The 17,195-nt window shown below is 68.6% G+C and carries 14 protein-coding genes and 1 pseudogene; 2 read left to right on the top strand and 13 right to left on the bottom strand.

Annotated features, from left to right (window positions below; genetic code table 11):
- Window positions 1-108: 108 nt before the first annotated feature.
- From hslU to dksA, 4 genes are read right to left on the bottom strand one after another with little or no spacing between them, the layout of a single operon-like run.
- Entirely contained in the window at window positions 109-1,437 is a 1,329-nt protein-coding gene (gene hslU, locus AACL56_RS07310; RefSeq protein ID WP_339089161.1) for an ATP-dependent protease ATPase subunit HslU, read from the bottom strand.
- A gap of 2 nt (window positions 1,438-1,439) precedes the next feature.
- Window positions 1,440-1,985 (bottom strand): ATP-dependent protease subunit HslV, encoded by a 546-nt coding sequence (hslV, locus tag AACL56_RS07305; protein ID WP_339089160.1) that lies wholly within the window; start codon window positions 1,983-1,985, stop codon window positions 1,440-1,442.
- 56 nt (window positions 1,986-2,041) lie between these two features.
- Window positions 2,042-3,727, bottom strand: coding sequence for an STAS domain-containing protein (locus AACL56_RS07300; protein WP_339089159.1), 1,686 nt, complete (start codon window positions 3,725-3,727; stop codon window positions 2,042-2,044).
- A 45-nt stretch (window positions 3,728-3,772) separates the two neighbouring features.
- The gene (gene dksA / locus AACL56_RS07295; RefSeq protein WP_339089158.1) at window positions 3,773-4,741 is read right to left on the bottom strand and encodes an RNA polymerase-binding protein DksA; all 969 of its coding nucleotides are present in this window, start codon (window positions 4,739-4,741) and stop codon (window positions 3,773-3,775) included.
- A gap of 418 nt (window positions 4,742-5,159) precedes the next feature.
- On the opposite strand from dksA, the gene AACL56_RS07290 reads away from it, so the two are divergent.
- On the top strand, window positions 5,160-6,680 hold the full coding sequence (locus tag AACL56_RS07290; RefSeq protein ID WP_339089157.1) for a YdgA family protein: 1,521 nt from the start codon (window positions 5,160-5,162) through the stop codon (window positions 6,678-6,680).
- Window positions 6,681-6,811: 131 nt separating this feature from the next.
- Here the strand turns inward: AACL56_RS07290 and AACL56_RS07285 are convergent, their stop codons facing one another.
- The 6 genes from AACL56_RS07285 to dapF all read right to left on the bottom strand — a co-directional run bounded on the left by AACL56_RS07285 (window position 6,812) and on the right by dapF (window position 12,445).
- Complete coding sequence (locus AACL56_RS07285) at window positions 6,812-7,873, bottom strand: CobW family GTP-binding protein (RefSeq protein ID WP_339089156.1); 1,062 nt, start codon at window positions 7,871-7,873, stop codon at window positions 6,812-6,814.
- Between the two features lie 142 nt (window positions 7,874-8,015).
- Complete coding sequence (locus AACL56_RS07280; RefSeq protein WP_339089155.1) at window positions 8,016-9,230, bottom strand: class I SAM-dependent rRNA methyltransferase; 1,215 nt, start codon at window positions 9,228-9,230, stop codon at window positions 8,016-8,018.
- A 15-nt stretch (window positions 9,231-9,245) separates the two neighbouring features.
- Complete coding sequence (locus tag AACL56_RS07275; RefSeq protein WP_425336993.1) at window positions 9,246-10,244, bottom strand: tyrosine recombinase XerC; 999 nt, start codon at window positions 10,242-10,244, stop codon at window positions 9,246-9,248.
- Complete coding sequence (locus tag AACL56_RS07270; RefSeq protein WP_339089153.1) at window positions 10,228-10,875, bottom strand: YdcF family protein; 648 nt, start codon at window positions 10,873-10,875, stop codon at window positions 10,228-10,230. The genes AACL56_RS07275 and AACL56_RS07270 overlap by 17 nt, the downstream gene beginning before the upstream one ends.
- Window positions 10,872-11,573 (bottom strand): DUF484 family protein, encoded by a 702-nt coding sequence (locus AACL56_RS07265; protein ID WP_339089152.1) that lies wholly within the window; start codon window positions 11,571-11,573, stop codon window positions 10,872-10,874. The genes AACL56_RS07270 and AACL56_RS07265 overlap by 4 nt, the downstream gene beginning before the upstream one ends.
- A complete protein-coding gene (gene dapF / locus AACL56_RS07260; protein WP_339089151.1) occupies window positions 11,570-12,445 on the bottom strand; it encodes a diaminopimelate epimerase in 876 nt (291 codons plus the stop codon). The genes AACL56_RS07265 and dapF overlap by 4 nt, the downstream gene beginning before the upstream one ends.
- Window positions 12,446-12,517: 72 nt before the next feature.
- On the opposite strand from dapF, the gene AACL56_RS07255 reads away from it, so the two are divergent.
- The gene (locus AACL56_RS07255; RefSeq protein WP_339089150.1) at window positions 12,518-13,924 is read left to right on the top strand and encodes a DUF4303 domain-containing protein; all 1,407 of its coding nucleotides are present in this window, start codon (window positions 12,518-12,520) and stop codon (window positions 13,922-13,924) included.
- A gap of 9 nt (window positions 13,925-13,933) precedes the next feature.
- Here AACL56_RS07255 and AACL56_RS07250 read toward each other — a convergent pair whose 3' ends face one another.
- From AACL56_RS07250 to AACL56_RS07240, 3 genes and pseudogenes are all read right to left on the bottom strand, one after another.
- Window positions 13,934-14,563: a 2-hydroxychromene-2-carboxylate isomerase gene (locus AACL56_RS07250; protein WP_339089149.1), complete on the bottom strand. Its 630-nt coding sequence runs from the start codon at window positions 14,561-14,563 to the stop codon at window positions 13,934-13,936.
- A gap of 1,235 nt (window positions 14,564-15,798) precedes the next feature.
- Window positions 15,799-16,546: pseudogene (locus AACL56_RS07245) on the bottom strand (anti-sigma factor).
- A complete protein-coding gene (locus tag AACL56_RS07240) occupies window positions 16,543-17,121 on the bottom strand; it encodes a sigma-70 family RNA polymerase sigma factor (RefSeq protein ID WP_425336992.1) in 579 nt (192 codons plus the stop codon). The pseudogene AACL56_RS07245 and the gene AACL56_RS07240 overlap by 4 nt, the downstream one beginning before the upstream one ends.
- Window positions 17,122-17,195: the final 74 nt, after the last annotated feature.

The raw sequence follows: 17,195 nt of genomic DNA, 5'->3' as shown, positions 1-17,195 counted from the left end.
TTCCAAATCCTTGGAATCGGCGAATTTCGTTGAGAATGAACTACTTAGCTCACGCAGTGAAAGTGATGCGTGAAGGATTGCCCCGTAACAGGGGCGAGGGAAGCGGCTTCAGAGAATGAAGCGCGAAAGGTCTTCGTCGTGACTTAGTGCCGCGAGGCGCTGGTCGACATAGGCGGCATCGATGCGGATCGATTGCCCTTCGAGGCGGGTCGCGTCGAAGCTTACCTCATCCAGCAGGCGCTCCATCACGGTCGACAAACGGCGTGCGCCGATGTTCTCCGTGCGCTCGTTCACCTCGAAGGCAATGGTGGCGAGCCGATTCACACCCTCTGGCGTGAACTCGAGCGTCACACCCTCTGTGGCCAGCAGCGCCTGGTACTGCTTCACGAGCGACGCACGCGTCTGCGTGAGGATGCTTTCGAAGTCCGCCACCGACAGCGACTGCAGCTCCACGCGAATCGGCATGCGCCCTTGCAGCTCGGGAATCAGGTCGCTCGGCTTGCTCAGGTGGAACGCGCCGCTCGCGATGAAGAGCATGTGATCGGTGCGCACCACGCCATACTTGGTGGTGACCGCTGTGCCCTCCACGAGCGGCAGCAGGTCGCGCTGCACGCCCTGGCGCGACACGTCGGAACCCTGCGCCTCGCTGCGCGTGGCGACCTTGTCGATCTCGTCGATGAACACGATGCCGTTCTGCTCGGCGTTGGTGATGGCCTGCGCGCGGATCTCGTCCTCGTTGACCAGCTTGGCAGCCTCCTCGTCGATCAGCAGGCGCATCGCCTCGCCGATCTTGAGCTTGCGCGTCTTGCGCTTGCCGCCGCCCATCTGGCCGAACATGCCGCGCAACTGCTCGGTCATTTCCTCCATGCCCGCCGGACCCATGATCTCGAGCGGCGCGCGCGTCTCGGCGAGGTCGAGCTCGATCTCCTTGTCGTCGAGCTGGTGCTCGCGCAGCTTCTTTCGGAAAGCCTGGCGCGTGGGATTGGGGCCGTCCAGCGCAGGCGTAGCGCCATCGGCACCGCGCGCGGGCGGTAGCAGCACATCGAGAATGCGCTCCTCGGCAGCGTCCTCGGCGCGCGCGCGCACCTTCACGCTTTCGGATTCGCGCGTCTGCTTGACGGCGATCTCGGCGAGATCGCGAATGATCGAGTCGACGTCCTTGCCCACGTAGCCCACCTCGGTGAACTTGGTGGCCTCCACCTTGATGAAAGGCGCATCGGCCAGGCGCGCGAGGCGCCGTGCGATCTCGGTCTTGCCCACGCCCGTGGGGCCGATCATGAGGATGTTCTTGGGCGTGATCTCATGGCGCAGCTTGTCGTCGACCTGCTGGCGGCGCCAGCGGTTGCGCAGCGCGATGGCCACGGCGCGCTTGGCGGCGGGCTGCCCGACGATGTGGTTGTCGAGCTCGGAGACGATTTCCTGGGGGGTCATGGACATGGTCAGAGCGCTTCCACGGTGTGGTTCATGTTCGTGTAAATGCAGATTTCTCCGGCGATCGCCAGCGATTTGCGCACGATCTGCTCGGCCGTGAGTTCGGTGTTTTCAATCAGCGCCTTGGCCGCCGACTGCGCGTAGGCGCCGCCAGAGCCGATGGCGATCACGCCGTCCTCGGGTTCGAGCACGTCGCCGTTGCCGGTGATGATGAGTGAAGTGGTCGCGTCGGCCACGGCCAGCATGGCCTCGAGCTTGCGCAGCACGCGGTCGGTGCGCCAGTCCTTGGTGAGCTCGACCGCCGCGCGGGTCAGGTGGCCCTGGTGCTTCTCGAGCTTGGCCTCGAAGCGCTCGAAGAGCGTGAAGGCGTCGGCCGTGGCGCCGGCAAAGCCGGCGAGCACCTTGCCGTGATAGAGGCGGCGCACCTTGCGCGCCGTGCCCTTGATGACGATGTTGCCGAGAGTGACCTGCCCGTCCCCGCCAATGGCGACCTGGTCGCCTTGGGGGGTCTTGCGGCGCACGCTCACGATGGTGGTGCCGTGAAACTGTTCCATCGCAGCCATCTGGGGGTGCGCGGCGCCAATGCAACCGCCAGCTGGCGGCGCAGTTTTTAGTTTTTCCTAACCGCCACGGTGGCGTGATCGGCGATGCCTACCAGGTTGAACAGCGCGGCAATCAGCCGATGCGCATCGACGAACTGCACGCGTTCGCCGTTGGCGTCGCGTGCGCGCACCCAGCTCAGCAGCGTGCCCGCCGCGGCCAGGTCCATCCGCAGGAGTGCCGCGCACGAGATGACCGGCGCAGTGGTGTGCCGCAGGTCGTTGTCGAGCCGCTGCCAGCACGACAGCGACTCGCCCCGCAAGTCGCCGGCCAGCGCGGCGAAGCCGCTGTCGGTGGACGGGAAGCTCTCGGAATCGCCGCCGACCGACAGCAGCGACCACACCGAGTTGGAACGGCTCACCGGCGGCGCGGCCAGCGAGGTGCATTCGCCGCGCGGGTCTTGCCATGACGGCGGCGACACCTCGTAGGTGATGCAGTAATTCAGCGCCACCAGTTCGAAATCGTCGGGCATGTGCATCAGCCGCAGCGCCGCCAGATGCAGCTGCCACCAGACGTCCGGGGTGCTGCGTTCGTTGTTCGGCGCGGCTTCCGAGAGCACGGCCAGCAGCTGGGCCGAACCCATGAAGCGGATCTGCACCGGGGAGTCGGCCCAGTGGTTGAACAGCACGCGCAACGGCGAAGCCGCATCGGCCTCCACCGCGGTCAGCGCGCGCCAGTCGAGCGTCCAGACCGACCCGGCCTTCGAGAGGGCCCGCGTGAGTTCCACCAAACCTTCGCGCGCCAGACGCGGCGGACAGGCCCAGTCCGCATGCGCCGCACCGCCGGAAGCCGTGACCGCCTCCTCGCTGGCAGTGACCGCCTTGACGCTGCGAGCCAGTTCCTCGAGCGAGACCCAGTCGGGGCCCATGCGGCGCATGCGCTGCGCATAGCGCATGCGTGCGGCCGCGAACTTGGCGGCGTCACCCGTCGCACGGTACAGGTCGAACAGCGCGCGCCAGCGGTCGTCGTCGCGCTGGACGGCGGGGGCGTTCTCGTCGTCGTCGGGCGCGGCGCCCTCGGAAGCGAGCGCCTGCAGCAGGATGGCTTCGACGCCGGCGTCATCGCCGTGCGCGAAGCGGATCACCGCTTCCTCGAGCGCACCGTCGTGCGCCAGGCGCGACGACATCAGCGGAACGCCGGCAGCGGGCACGGATAGCTGGGCGTCGTCGAGGACGTCCGGCTCGGCATGCTGAACGGAAGGGGCCGTGGCAGCAGGCACGCGCGGGGCCGGTTCCTCGAGCAGGTCGTCGGTGTGCACCGGCGGCAGCGTCTCGGCGCCGGCGTCGGGTGGCGCGTTGACCAGGGTCTCGCCGTTCGGCCCCCGGCCCTTCCACCATTGCTGCGACATCTGCTCTTCGATCTCGTCGATCTTCTTGAGCGTGAGCGCGCGGCCGTCGTGCTTTCCGGAGGCGCTGTTGGGATTGAACGACGATGGCGTCACCGTCGCGTCGAAGGCATGGGCGGCGGCTTCGCGCTGGCGCAGCTTGCGCAGCATGTCGAACTCGCGGCGGCGCACGAAATCGTTGCGCTGGCGCCGCTCGATCATCTCCTTCAGCATCTCGCGGCTGTAGGTCTGGTCGGGCAGCGACGAGTCCGACGCCGAGGGAGGGGCATCCAGTTCCGACCAATCCTTCAGTGGATTGCGGACAAACTTGGCCACCTTGGAGAGCAGGCGACCCGATTCTTCCTTGGCCATGCGATGAAGACTATCGAACGGGGGGTGTCCTGTGCCTGTTCTCGATCAATCCCCGAACATCTTCTGCTTGAGCTCGCGGCGCTGCTGCGCTTCGAGCGACAGCGTGGCGGTCGGGCGGGCCAGCAGGCGGCCGACGCCGATGGGTTCGCCGGTCTCGTCGCAGTAGCCGTAGTCGCCGGCGTCGATGCGCTGGATCGACTGTTCGATCTTCTTGAGCAGCTTGCGCTCGCGGTCGCGCGTGCGCAGTTCGAGGGCGTGTTCTTCCTCGATGGTGGCGCGGTCGGCCGGATCGGGCACCACCACCGTGTCTTCGCGCAGGTGCTCGGTGGTCTCGCCGGCGTTCTCGAGGATGCCGCGCTTGAGTTCTTCGAGCTTCAGGCGGAAGAAGGCCATCTGCTTTTCGTTCATGTACTCGTCATCGGGCATGGCGATGACTTCGGCATCGGTCAGCTCGTTGGCGGACTTGGTCTTCCAGTTGTTGGCCAGCTTGGGATCTTTCTTGACGGCCAGCGGCGGCGGCGGCACCAGCGCATTGGAAGGCGCCTGCGAGAAACTGGACTTGGCCGCGGTCGACGCCACGGATTGCGGCATCGAGGGAACGGTCAGTTGCGACAGCCGGGACACGCGGCCACCACGCGCGGGAGCGGGCGTGGCGGTTTGAGCGGGCATCGAGGGTGTCGCCGGGGCGGAAGTGGAGGCGGCAGCCGTTTTTTTCATGGGACTCGAGGGGACGGAAGGAACGGCAGCAGGGCGGCCGACGGGTTTGGATGACGATGGACCCGCGCCTGCGGTCTTGGTGGCGGCAGTAGCAGGCTTGGCGGACTTCTTGGTCGCAGCGGTCTCGGCCTTGGCCGTGGGTACTGCGGGCTTTTTGGATGCGCTTGTCTCTTTCGCGCCGGTGTCATGTGCAGCGGAGGAAACCTTCCTGGCCGCAGGTACAGCCTGCTTCGCAGCCGGCGCCTTCTTGACGGCGGGCTTGGTGGCGGGCGTGGCCTTTGCGGCGGGTTTCTTCACGGTGACTGGCTCCTTTGACGAACTGGAACGCGCTTTCACTGGGTGTCTCCTCCCATGGAACCTCGCGCGGCGTTCAGACCGCCCGTGGTCCCTGGTGTCGGGGTGCCCGCCAGTGGCGAACCCCGGGGTTATACCCCCGAAAGCCCGCCACAAACGTGCGGCGCCCCGTGCCGGAAGTCACTTCTTGTCCATGCGGATCGAACGTGGCTGCCGGAACAGGCGCGCGATTGTATAGAGAACTCGCCAGCGCGGGCGATGTGTCTGCATGCGGCCGGAGCCGATGGGTAACTCCCTCGGCAACTCCGTTAGCATCGCCCGGCGTTGTCGGAGGGGGCAACGCGGGCCCGGCGCCTTGCCTGTGCTTGTCCACATGGCGGCGGGGGCCTATCCGATCATTCGACATAAAAGAGAGAAAGCCTTGAGCAAGAAAGCAGTTTTGGGAGTGGGAATCCTGGCCGCGGCCATCGCGGTGGCCTACGGCGGCAGCACCTGGTGGGCCGGTTCGCAGGTCAAGTCGCGCTACGACACGGCGCTCGACGAGTTGCCCAAGCAGACCGCACTGGTGCGCGTGATCGACCGCCAGTACGACCGCGGCTTCTTCGGCGCCGTCAGCACCGTGACGCTCGAGATCGGCTGCGCGGCCGATGCCGCCGCCGTCGCGCAGGCGCCCGCCAAGCCGGCCAAGCCCGAAGGCGCCGAGGAGGACGAATCGGAGGAAGACGAGGCAGAAGCCGACGCCACGCCGCCCAAGCCGATCCGCTTCACCCTCCGCGACACCATTCACCACGGCCCGCTGGCCGGCGGCTCGCTGGCGGCGGCCACCATCGACAGCGAACTGGTGCTCGACGCCAAGACGCAGGCCGACGCGAAGAAGCTATTCGGCGACGCCAAGCCCCTCACCGCCCGCACCAAGGTCGGCTTCGACGGCGGCTTCACCACCGACATGACCGTCGCGCCCGCCAGGTTCGCCGAGGAAGGCAAGGGCCAGCTCGCCTGGCAGGGCGCACAGGCGCGCATGCAGGTCAACGCCAGCCGCACCCAGGTGCACTACGACATGACGCTGCCCGGCCTGGACTTCAGCGACACGCGCAGCGGCGTGACCATGAAGATGGGCAAGCTCACCGCCAACGCCGACATGGACAGCAGCGCCGGCTGGTTCCTGGTCACAGGCAAGACCACGGGCAAGCTCGACACGCTCGAATTCGCCGTCAAGAAGAAGAAAGCGGCCGGGGAAGATGCCGAGACGCCCGCCATCGACCCGGTCAAGGCCCTGCCCACCCTGGTGCTCCAGGGCCTGGACCTGTCGGGCGACGCCACCCTCAAGGACGGCCTCTATGCCTCCGGCGGCACGCTCAAGGGCAGCGGCAAGATCGGCGAGACGAAGATCGACAGGTTCGAGATGACCAGCGGCGCACGGCGCATCCATGCCGCCACCTACCGGAAGCTGGCCGACGCCTGGATGCAGTCCAGCGCCGCCAACGGCTGCGGCAAGGGTGGCAACAAGGCCGCGCAGGCGGCCATGAAGGCGCTGGCCGACCAGCTCGCTCCCGACCTGAAGAGCATGGCCAAGTACAGCCCCGAGGGCGGCGTCGACAAGATGCTGGTCGAGATCGACGGCAAGCGCGGCGAGGTCAGCTACTCGGTGAGCATGACCGGCGTGACCGACGAAGACCTGCAGCTGCCCGGCACCGCCCTGCTCATGAAGCGCGGCGTGCTCAAGGCCAACGCCCGCCTGCCCGTGAAGTGGCTCGAGAAGATGGCCGAGACCGGCGCCCAGACCGGCCAGACGCCGCCGCCCGAGATGGTGGCCGGCTTGGTCGAACAGGGCGAGGAACAGGGCTACGTCAAGCGCGACGGCGACGACGTGACCGGCCAGGTCGAGTTCAGCGACGGCAGCCTGAAGATCAACGGCAAGCCGCTGGGCGAACTGGGCAAGTAAGGTATTTCTCCCTCCCCCGCTGGGGGAGGGCCGGGGTGGGGGCACAGCGGCATTCAACGCCATGCAGCCTCGAAGGCCGCTGTGCCCCCATCCCAACCTTCCCCCAAAGGGGGAAGGAGCAAGTCAGAGCTTCAGACCAGGCACTGCTCCAGCCCCTGCTCCAGGATCTCGCGCGGCAGCTCGATGCCGATGAACACCATGCGGCTCTGGCGCGCCTCGTCCTTGCCCCATTCCGGACCCAGGTCGCTGCCCATCAGCTGGTGCACGCCCTGGAAGATCACCTTGCGCTCGGTGCCCTTCATATTCAGCACGCCCTTGTAGCGCAGCATGCGCGGGCCGTAGATGTTGACGATCGCGCCCAGGAAGTCTTCGAGCTTGGCCGGATCGAAGGCGCGGTCGGCCTTGTAGACGAAGCTCTTCACGTCGTCGTCCGTGTGGTGGTGGTGCCCGTGGCCGTCGTGCTTGTGCGAGGGATGGTCGCAGTGCTCGCCATGCGCGTGAGCATGCCCATCGTGGTCGTGGTGATCGTGGTCGTCTTCCTTCAGGAAGTCGGGGTCGATGTCGAGCTTTGCGTTCAGGTTGAAGCCGCGCAGGTCGAAGATGTCCTTCAGCGGCACGTCGCCGAAGTGGGCCTTCTGCTGCGGCGCGCGCGGGTTCATGTGCTTCAGGCGATGGATCAGCGCATCGGTTTCCTCGGCCGACACCAGCTCGCTCTTGCTGATGAAGATCTGGTCCGCAAAGCCCACCTGGCGGCGCGCTTCCTGGCGGTCGTTGAGCTGCTGCGGCGCATGCTTGGCGTCCACCAGCGTCAGGATCGAGTCGAGCAGGTAGCTCTCGGCGATCTCGTCGTCCATGAAGAAGGTCTGCGCCACCGGGCCGGGGTCGGCCAGGCCGGTGGTCTCGATCACCACGCGGTCAAAATCGAGCAGGCCCTGGCGTTTCTTGGCGGCCAGCAGCTGCAGCGCTTCGCGCAGGTCTTCGCGGATGGTGCAGCAGACGCAGCCGTTGCTCATCTGCACGATCTGCTCCTTCGACTCGGTCACCAGGATGTCGCTGTCGATGTTCTCCTCGCCGAACTCGTTCTCGATGACCGCGATCTTCTGGCCGTGGGCCTCGGTCAGGATGCGCTTGAGCAAGGTGGTCTTGCCCGAGCCGAGGAAGCCGGTGAGGATGGTCGCGGGAATGAGTGCCATGGGGGAGTCGCTCCGGAAGCGGAAAACAAGGAAAGAGCCTGGAAAAAGGCGTGGCAGGCAGTTTAGCCAATGCCACTGAGTTGCGTTGGTGGCAGGGTCAAGCCACGCGCGGAGGCATGGTCGAAGCGCCGTCGATACCGCATCAGAGCGGTTTTTTCACCACCACCAGCCCCTTGAGGTATTCCCCTTCCGGGAACTCGATGGTCATCGGATGGTCCGGCGCCGCGCCCAGGCGTTCGGCGATGTAGCCGTCCACGCCCGCGTCCAGCCCGGCCGAGGCCACGATCTTGTGGAACAGGTCGGCGCTGATGCCGCCAGAGCACGAGAAGGTCAGCAGCACCCCGCCCGGCTCGAGAATCTTGAATGCCAGCCGGTTGATGTCCTTGTAGGCGCGCGCGGCCCGCTCCGCGTGCGCCACCGTGGGCGCGAACTTGGGCGGGTCGAGCACGATCGCGTCGAAGGTGCGGCCCTGGTCGACGTACTCGCGCAGCATCGTGTTGACATTGGCGTCCAGGAATTCCGCCCGGATGCCGTGCCCTTCGAAGCCGTTGAGCGCCAGGTTGGCGCGTGCGCGTTCCAGCGCCGGCAGCGACGAGTCGACCGACACCAGCTCCGCGCCGTCGAGCGCGCCCGCCGCCTTCAGCCCGGCCAGCGCCGCCACCGTGAAGCCGCCCGTGTAGCAGAAGCAGTTCAGCACACGGCGAAAGCGCCGGTGCTGCGCCAGTTCGGCGAAGCGCTGGCGGCTGTCGCGCTGGTCGAGGTAGAAGCCGGTCTTGTGGCCGGTGGCGATGTCGAGCGACAGCTTCCAGCCGTGCTCGCGGATGACGATCTCGGTCGGCCCGTCGCCGCGCAGCCACCCCGTGACCGGCTTCAGGCCCTCGCGCTCGCGCCCGCTGGCGTCGGAGCGCTCGTAGAGCCTGGTGAGGCCCGTGGACTTCAGCAGCGCGTCGGCCAGCGCGTCCTTCCAGCGCTCCACGCCGGCGGAGAGAAATTGCGCCACCAGCGTGTCGCCGTAGCGGTCGACGATCAGCCCCGGCAGGCCGTCGGCCTCGCCGTGGATCACGCGCACGCCATCGCTCTGCAGGTCGAACAGGCCGCGGGCCTTCACCGCGCGCTCGCACACCGAGGCCAGGAAGGCCGCGTCGATGCGCTGCGTCTCGACGAAGCTCCAGGCGCGCGCGCGGATCTTGGAGTCGGGGCTGAACGCGGCCCAGGCGAGAAAGGCGCCGTCGTGGGATTCCACGCGCACCGTCTCGCCCGAATCGGCGCCCCCGCGCGCAATGGCGGATTCGAAGACCCAGGGATGGCGGCGCTGCATCGAGCGCTCCTTGCCGGGCTTGAGGCGAAGTGTTTTCATTGTTTTGTTGCTTGCTTACTTGTCGTTTTCGGGCTTGGCCTTGGCGCGCGGATGCGCCGCGTCGTAGACCTTGGCCAAATGCTGGAAATCCAGCCGCGTATAGACCTGGGTGGTCGCGATGCTGGCGTGGCCCAGCAGTTCCTGCACCGCGCGCAGGTCGCTGCTCGACTGCAGCACGTGGCTCGCGAACGAGTGGCGCAGCATGTGCGGGTGCACCGGCGCCGCCAGCCCGGCCCTCAGGCTGCGCGCACGCAGCAGCCTCCACACCGCATGCGACGACATGCGCATGCCCTTGGTGCTGATGAAGAGCGCGGCCGCCGATTCCGGGTGCACGGCCTGCGAGACGGCGAGCCCCGTGCACTCGCCGCGCACCGCGAGCCAGTCGCGCAATGCCTCGGCCGCCTTGCTGCCCACGGGCACGATGCGGCGCTTGCTGCCCTTGCCGAGCACGTTGGCTTCGAGCGCGTCGAGGTCGATCCAGCCACGCGCCGTACCGCTGGCCTGCGCATCGAGCCCCGTGAGTTCGCTCACGCGCAGGCCGCAGCCGTAGAGCACCTCGACGATGGCGCTGTCTCGCGCCTCGGTCCACGGGTCGGCCTCGGGGTCGTACAGCTCGGCGAGGCGCACTGCGTCGTCCACGCCCAGCGCCTTGGGCAGTGGCCGGCCGGCCTTGGGCGCGTGCACGTCCTGCACCGGATTGAAACCGACCAGGCCCTCATGGCCCAGCCAGCGGTAGAAGCTGCGCCAGCATGACAGCACCAGCGCGATGCCGCGCGGCTCGCGGCCGCTCGCGTGCAGCTTCGCCATCCAGCGGCGCACGTGGGCGGTCTGCACGCGGTCCAGCGGCAGCTTCGCCTCGGCGGCGTTGTCGACCAGCGACTTCAGGTGGAAGCTGTAGAGCTCGAGGGTGCGCGGCGCGAGCCGGCGCTCCACGCGCACATGCTCGAGGTATTTGTCGATCCAGCCGGCGTCATGGGATGCAGCCGGCACCGCCGGTTCAGAAGAGGAAGCCACGGAAGGCATTGTTCACGATGGCTGCCGGCTCGCGCAACGCGCCCTTCGACAAAGGCCCCAGCGCGTTCCAGCAGGACGTGGGCGCCGCCGCGTACTGCACGTCGAAGCTGCGGTCGAAACCGCTCATCTTCACCAGTCGCTCGATGCGCCACAGGTGGAACGGCTCCGACACGATCACCACGCTGCGCACGCCGGCCGCCAGCAGCAGCGGGCGCGACAGCGACAGGTTGAGCCGCGTCGAGGTCGAGGCCGGCTCCAGCAGCATCGGCCCGGCAAAGCCCGCCGTGACGGCACGCTCCTTCATGGCCGTCGCCTCGGTGCGGCCGTCTTCCGAGTCGACGCCGCCCGAGAACGCGAGCTGGCGCACCAGGCCGGTCCTGGCCATGGCCACTGCGGTGTCGACCCGCCCTGCCAGGCACGGATGCGGCTTGCCGTCGAGGTAGGCGCGGCTGCCGAGCACCAGCGCCGCGTCGGCCGGGCGCTGCGGCGGGTGCGCCAGCAGCGTCTCGGCATGCCACCAGATGAAGGCGCCGATGGCCGCATAGGCCGCCACACCGGCCAGCAGCACGCCGGCCAGCACGCCGGCCAGCGCGGCCTGCCAGGGCCGCCGCAACCAGCGCGGGCGCTTCAAGGACGCAGCCGCGAGAGCCCGCCCGAGGCCAGCTCGGCGATGCGCTCGAGAAAGTCGGTGCCCATCTCGGAATTGAAGCGCTGCGCGTCGGGCGAGGCCAGCACCAGCATGCCGAAGGCCGGCGACTCGGCGTCGGCGCGCAGCGGAATCAGCGCGATCGACATGGCCGCCTGCGGCTCCGGCAGCCAGCTGGCGGCCTCGAAGCCCGAATTGAGCCCGCAGTAGGGCGAGGTCAGCGAGGTGGCCAGCGCCTTCACGTCGTCGCTCACCCACTGGGCATAGGCCTCGTTGAGGTATTCGCTCGTGCAGTCCCACACCTTGATGGCCGTCTGCGGCACCAGGAACAGCGACTGCAGGTCGACGGCGATGCGGTACGGCAGGCTGCGCGGGTCGCGCGTGGTCAGCAGGCCCTTGGTCCAGCGCTGCAGGCGGTCGGCGATCACCACGTTCTCGGTGCCGTGGCGCACCATGTCCATCAGGCGGTGCTCCAGCGCCTTGATCTTCTCGCGCAGCATCTCGGCCTGGCGCTCCTGCAGGCTCACGGCGCGGTTGCCGTGCGGGCTGGTGAGCTGAACCTGCGCCAGCAGCTGGGCATGGCGTTCGAAGAAGTCGGGGGTGTTGGCCAGGTAGTTCGCGATGTCGTCTTCGGTGATCGGGTTCATGGCGTTGGCGTCGTTGTTGTTCGTGAAAGTGGTCATGGCAGCTCTGGCACCTCGATGTCGCCCTCGAACACCGTCGTGGCCGGCCCGGTCATCAGCACCGGCTGGCCTTCTCCCTGCCACTCGATCGTGAGCACGCCGCCGTGCGTCTGCACGTCGACCCGGCGCTCCAGCAGCCCCAGCCGGATGCCCGCCACCACCGCTGCGCACGCACCCGTGCCGCAGGCCAGCGTTTCGCCGGCACCGCGCTCGAACACCCGCAGCTTGATGTCCGTGCGGCTCACCGCCTGCATGAAGCCCGCGTTCACCCGCTGCGGAAAGCGCGGGTGGTGCTCGATCTGCGGTCCCTGCTCGGCCACCGGCGCGGCCTCGACGTCGTCGACCACCTGCACCGCGTGCGGGTTGCCCATGGACAGCACCGCTACCGAAACAATAGCGCTGCCCGCGCGGGTGCCAAGCGCCAGGTGCCACTTCTCCCAGGAACCTTCGGGTTGCGCGTCGAGGCCCGCGGTGTCGAAGGGCACGCGCGCGGCTTCGAAGATGGGCGCGCCCATGTCCACCGTGACGCGGCCATCGGCGCCCATGCGCGGCTCGATCACGCCGGCCAGCGTCTGCACGCGCACCTCGGACTTGTCGGTCAGCTTGTGTTCGCTGACGAAGCGCATGAAGCAGCGCGCGCCGTTGCCGCACTGCTCCACCTCGCCGCCGTCGGCGTTGTGGATGACGTACTGGAAATCGATGCCTGCCGCCGGCGAGGGCCGCACGGTCAGGATCTGGTCGGCGCCGACGCCGAAATGGCGGTCGGCCAGAAAGCGGTATTGCGCGGCCGTGAGGCCCAGCGTGCCGCGTGTTTCGTCCAGCACGACGAAATCGTTGCCGGCCCCCTGCATCTTGGTAAAGCGGATTCGCATCGCCGGATTATCGCCACCGGCACCGCCCTTTACGATCGCAGGCCCAAACGAAAGCCCGAGGGAGAGGCCCGCATGAGTCACTGGAAAGCCCTGGAACCGCTGGTCGTCGAGGACGCCGTGCGGGCGTTGCGCCGCCTGCTGGACGACAACCCCGAAGAGCGCTTCTACGTCGCGGCCTTCCACGGCGTGTACCGCGAGTGCGACGGCATCATCGCCCTGCCCTCGCTCGCCGCCAACACCGTCTCCGCGCGCGGGGACGAAGACCGCGCATCGCCCGACTTCTGGGACGCCGACTGGAACCCCGCCGACTGGGACCACGAGCTCATCGACTACGAAAGCCCCGCGCTGCGGGCCGCCGCCGAGGCCGCCGACAGCGCCGCCCGCCGGGGTTCGCGCGCCGACTGGCTGCAGGCCGAAAAAGACTGCTTCGACGTGCTGGCGAGCGCATCGCGGAAGGTGCGCGAAGCGCTGGGCGGCGCACCCCCGCTCACGCCCGATTTCGTGGTCTTCGTGCACGACGAGGAATACGCCACCGCCCTGGCGCGGCGCTGCCTCGGCGACGAAACCTTCGAACGCACCTTCACCACGGAGGCCGCTGCCGACCGCGAACGCGCCCGCGTGGCCGCGCTGCCGGTGGCCGAGCGCGTCGCGTTCCTGATCGGCCGGCTCGACCGCTTCGACGGCGCCATCGGCGCAGAGGAAGCCGCCGAACAGCTTTGTGCCATCGGTGCGCCGGCCGTGCCCGCCTTGCTCGAACGCATGCGGCACGGCAAAGGCAAGGACAGGAACGACCACGCCTGGAGAGGCGCACGGCTGCTGGGCCGCATCGGCACAGCCACGCCCGAAGTGCTGGACGCGCTGAAGACGCAGATGGTGAAGTCGCGCGACGAGCCCGGCCGCCATTGGGCTGCACGCGCCCTAGCCTACCTGGGGCAAAGCGACTGGCTGCTTTCGCAACTCGCGCAGGCCGACGGCACCGGAACAGGCGCCCCCAGCGACACCGCCAGGGCCGCCATCGAAGGCCTGTGCGCGCCTTACTCCGCGTTTCGCGATCGCACGCCGCTGCCGCTCGACTACCGCCCGCTCGAAGCGCTGCTTGCCGGCCCGCCCGCCACGGTCGGCGCGGCGCTCGAGATCCTGCGGCCGGGCAGCAGCTATTGCGAGCTGCGCCCCGGCGAAGTCGACGAAGCGCTGCGCGGCCTCGGCTCGCCGCGTGCCTTCGTGCGCCGCCATGCGGCCAGCCTGTGCTGGGAACGCGGACTGGGCACCGAAGCCGGCCAGCGCCTGCTGCCTGCGCTGGCCGAGCGGCTGGCGAACGACGACAACGCCGATGTGCGCTGGGAAGCCGCGCGCAGCATCGGCGCCTGGAAGCACGAAGGCCAGCCGTGGCACGCGGCCGTCGCGCATGCCGCAGCGCACGACACGAACGAGCGCGTGCGCGACGCCGCGCAGTCGGTGCTCGACGGCGAGGACGACTGACGCGCCCGCTCAGCGCGCCGCGCGCAGCTTGTCCAGCGCCCGGTCGAGGAACGGCAGCCGGTCCTGCCCCCAGAAGCGCTCGCCGTTCAGGATGAAGGTCGGCGCGCCGAACACGCCCGCTTCCACTGCCTCTGCGCTGTTCACGCGGTAGGCGGCGAGCACCTCGGCCGACTGTTCCATCGCCTGCAGCGAAGCGCCGTCGTAGCCGTTCTCGTCGGCCACGGCGATGCGCACCTCGGCCCTCGACGTGTCGCGCTCCTCGGCCCACAGCGCGCGCAGCAGCGCATGCGACAGCGGCTGCGCGTCCAGCCCCTGGAGCTGCGCGGCAATCACCATCCAGCCGGGGTACTTGTTCCAGTTCGGATCGCTCGGTGCGCCCTTGGGGTAGTGCGCGGGCGCCAGGTTCATCGGCATGCCGAGGTACTCGCTCCAGCGGGCGAGCTCCAGCGCGTGGTACGTGCGGCGCGGCTCGGGCCGCGTCTTCAGCGGAATCCCGCCGGTCTGCGGCACCACCGCCTGGAAGTCGTAGGGCTTGAGCGTGAGCCGCACATGGTGGCGACGCACGATGTCCTGAAGCTGCGGGCCGCCGAGGTAGGCCCAGGGCGAGGAAAGGCTGTAGTAGCAATCGAGGGCAGTCATGGGCGGGATTATCTTCAGCGCCCGGGCGCGCGCGATGTCAGCCATGCGCCCGAGGTCTGCTGTCGTTCTCCCGGCCCTGCCTTGCTCCCTCTCCTCTTGGGGAGAGGGCGGGGGTGAGGGCTGGCGGCGCTCGATGAAGCACCGAGAGGCAATACCACCGCCGCAGTGCCTCATACATGCCCAAGGTCGTTGCCTTTCTCCCTCCCCCTCTGGGGGAGGGCAGGGGTGGGGGCAAGCGGCGTGCAACGAAGCACCGAAGCGATACCAGCGCTGTCGTGCCCCCATCCCAGCCTTCCCCCAGCGGGGAAGGAGCAATGCAGCAGCCTCCCATCCCGTCGAACGCTCCCGGCGCGCAAATGAAAAGCAGCCTGCTCACACCCCTCCCCTGCCTTGCCCCCTCTCCCCTCGGGGAGAGGGCGGGGGTGAGGGCCGGCGGCGTTCGATGAAGCACCGAGAGGCAACCAGCGCCGCAGTGCCTCATACATGCCCGAAGTTCGTGTCTTTCCCCTCCCCCTCTGGGGAGGGCAGGGTGGGGGCAAGCGGCGTTCGATGAGGCACCGAGGCGATACCAGCGCTGTCGTGCCCCATCCCAACCTTCCCCAGCGGGGGAAGGGCAATGCAGCATTGCCTCCCATCCCGTCGAACGCTCCTGGCGCGCAAATGGAAAGCAGCCTACTCACACCCCTCCCTGCCTTGCCCTCTCCCTCGGGGAGAGAGCGGGGTGAGGGCCGGCGGCGTTCGATGAAGCACCGACGCTATACCCGCGCCGCAGTGCCTCATACCTGCCCGAGGTCGTTGCCTTTCTCCCTCCCCCTCTGAGGGAGGGCAGGGGTGGGGGCAAGCGGCGTGCAACGAAGCACCGAAGCGATACCAGCGCTGTCGTGCCCCATCCCAGCCTTCCCCAGCGGGGAAGGAGCAATGCAGCAGCCTCCCATCCCGTCGAACGCTCCCGGCGCGCAAATGAAAAGCAGCCTGCTCACACCCCTCCCCTGCCTTGCCCCCTCTCCTCGGGGAGAGGGCGGGGTGAGGGCCGGCGGCGTTCGATGAAGCACCGAGAGGCAACACCAGCGCAGCAGTGCCTCATACCTGCCCGAGGTTCGTGTCTTTCCCCTCCCCTCTGGGGGAGGGCAGGGTGGGGGCAAGCGGCGTGCAACGAAGCACCGAAGCGAAACCAGCGCCGCCATCCCCCACCCCAACCTTCCCCAGCAGGGAAGGAGCAACGCACAAAGCGCCTGCTACAGCACCTTCACCGCACGCCCGATGAACTGGATCGGCCCTGTCGGCCGGTCGATCGGCGAGCCGTTCTCCGGCTCCAGCGTCAGCTCGAACAGCTGGTTGGGCTCCAGCGGCGGCAGCTTGTCGATGGGAATGCGCAGCGTCTCACCCTGCTTCACCAGCCCCAGCGACACCGGGCCGCGCCACTGGTCGGCCTTGGTCCAGAACTGCAGCGTCTTCTGCGGCGGCACCTCGAAGGTGCCCAGCGGCACCAGGCTGAGCTGGCGCGAACCGGTCGTCTGGATCACCCAGCCCGGTGCCTTGTCCTGCGGCGCCACCAGCACCACCATGTACTGCGGCGTCGGCAGCGGACGCGTGACCATCACCGCCACCATCAGCGCCGCAGCCGCAAAGCCACCCGCAGCCAGGCCGCGCCACAGGTTCAGGTTGTTCCACCAGCCCGACAGGGCCGACGTTCGTGCCGGCGCCGCCTTCGACGCCGCCGCGCCAGCCACAGGCCCCAGGCTGCGCTCGATGCGCGTCCACAGCGCGGGCGACGGCTCGGCCGGCGGCGCCAGCGCGGTCAGCGGCAACAGCCGCGCCTCCCAGGCCTGCACCGCCTCGCGCAGCGCGGGCTCGCCGGGCATGCGCGCATCCACCGACGCGCGCCTGGGCCGACAGCGTGCCCAGCACGTACTCGCCCGCCAGCGCGTCGATGTCTTCAAAACCGTTGTTGCCGTGGCTGTTGTTATCCGGGGTCGTGCTCATGCCATGCACTCCCGCAGCGCGCGCATGCCGCGCTGTATCCATGACTTGACCGTGCCCAGCGGCGTCTGCAGCCGCTCGGCGATTTCGCCGTGCGAGCAGCCTTCGACATACGCATACAGGATGCAGTCGCGTCGCGCCGGCTCCAGCCCGCCCAGGCAGCCTTCGAGCTTGCCAAGGTCGGCGCGCAGCTCGAACGGATCGGCCGACGAGGCATACGCAGCGAGCGCCGCCTGGTCGTCGATGGCCTCGGCCGCGTCTTCGCTCACATGCACCTGGCGCGCGCCGCTGCGCACCATGTTCAGCGCGGCGTTGCGCACCACGCTGTAGATCCAGCCACGGCCTTCGCCGCGTGCGGGGTTGAAGGTGTCGGCGCGCTGCCAGATGCTGATGAAGGCATCGTGCAGCACGTCTTCGGCCTGCTGGCGCTGGCGCACGATGCGCAGCGCCACACCCATCAGGTAGCGGCCCTCGCGCTGGTAGAGCCGCTGCAGGGCCGAGCGGTCGCCGCGGGCGCAGGCCATGAGTGCGGCGTCGTAGTCGAAGGGGTCTGCAGCGGGCAAGGTGGTGGGCGGCAAGGGTGGCGGGACCGGGCAACGCGTCCGGGCGAGCCCGATGGTAGTCGCAGCCCGCCGCCCTCGCCCCGCATTCA

Source organism: Variovorax paradoxus, assembly GCF_902712855.1.
Lineage (GTDB): Bacteria > Pseudomonadota > Gammaproteobacteria > Burkholderiales > Burkholderiaceae_C > Variovorax > Variovorax paradoxus_Q.
Note: the sequence above shows the minus strand (reverse complement) of the source record. Positions and strands in the feature narration are given on the sequence as shown.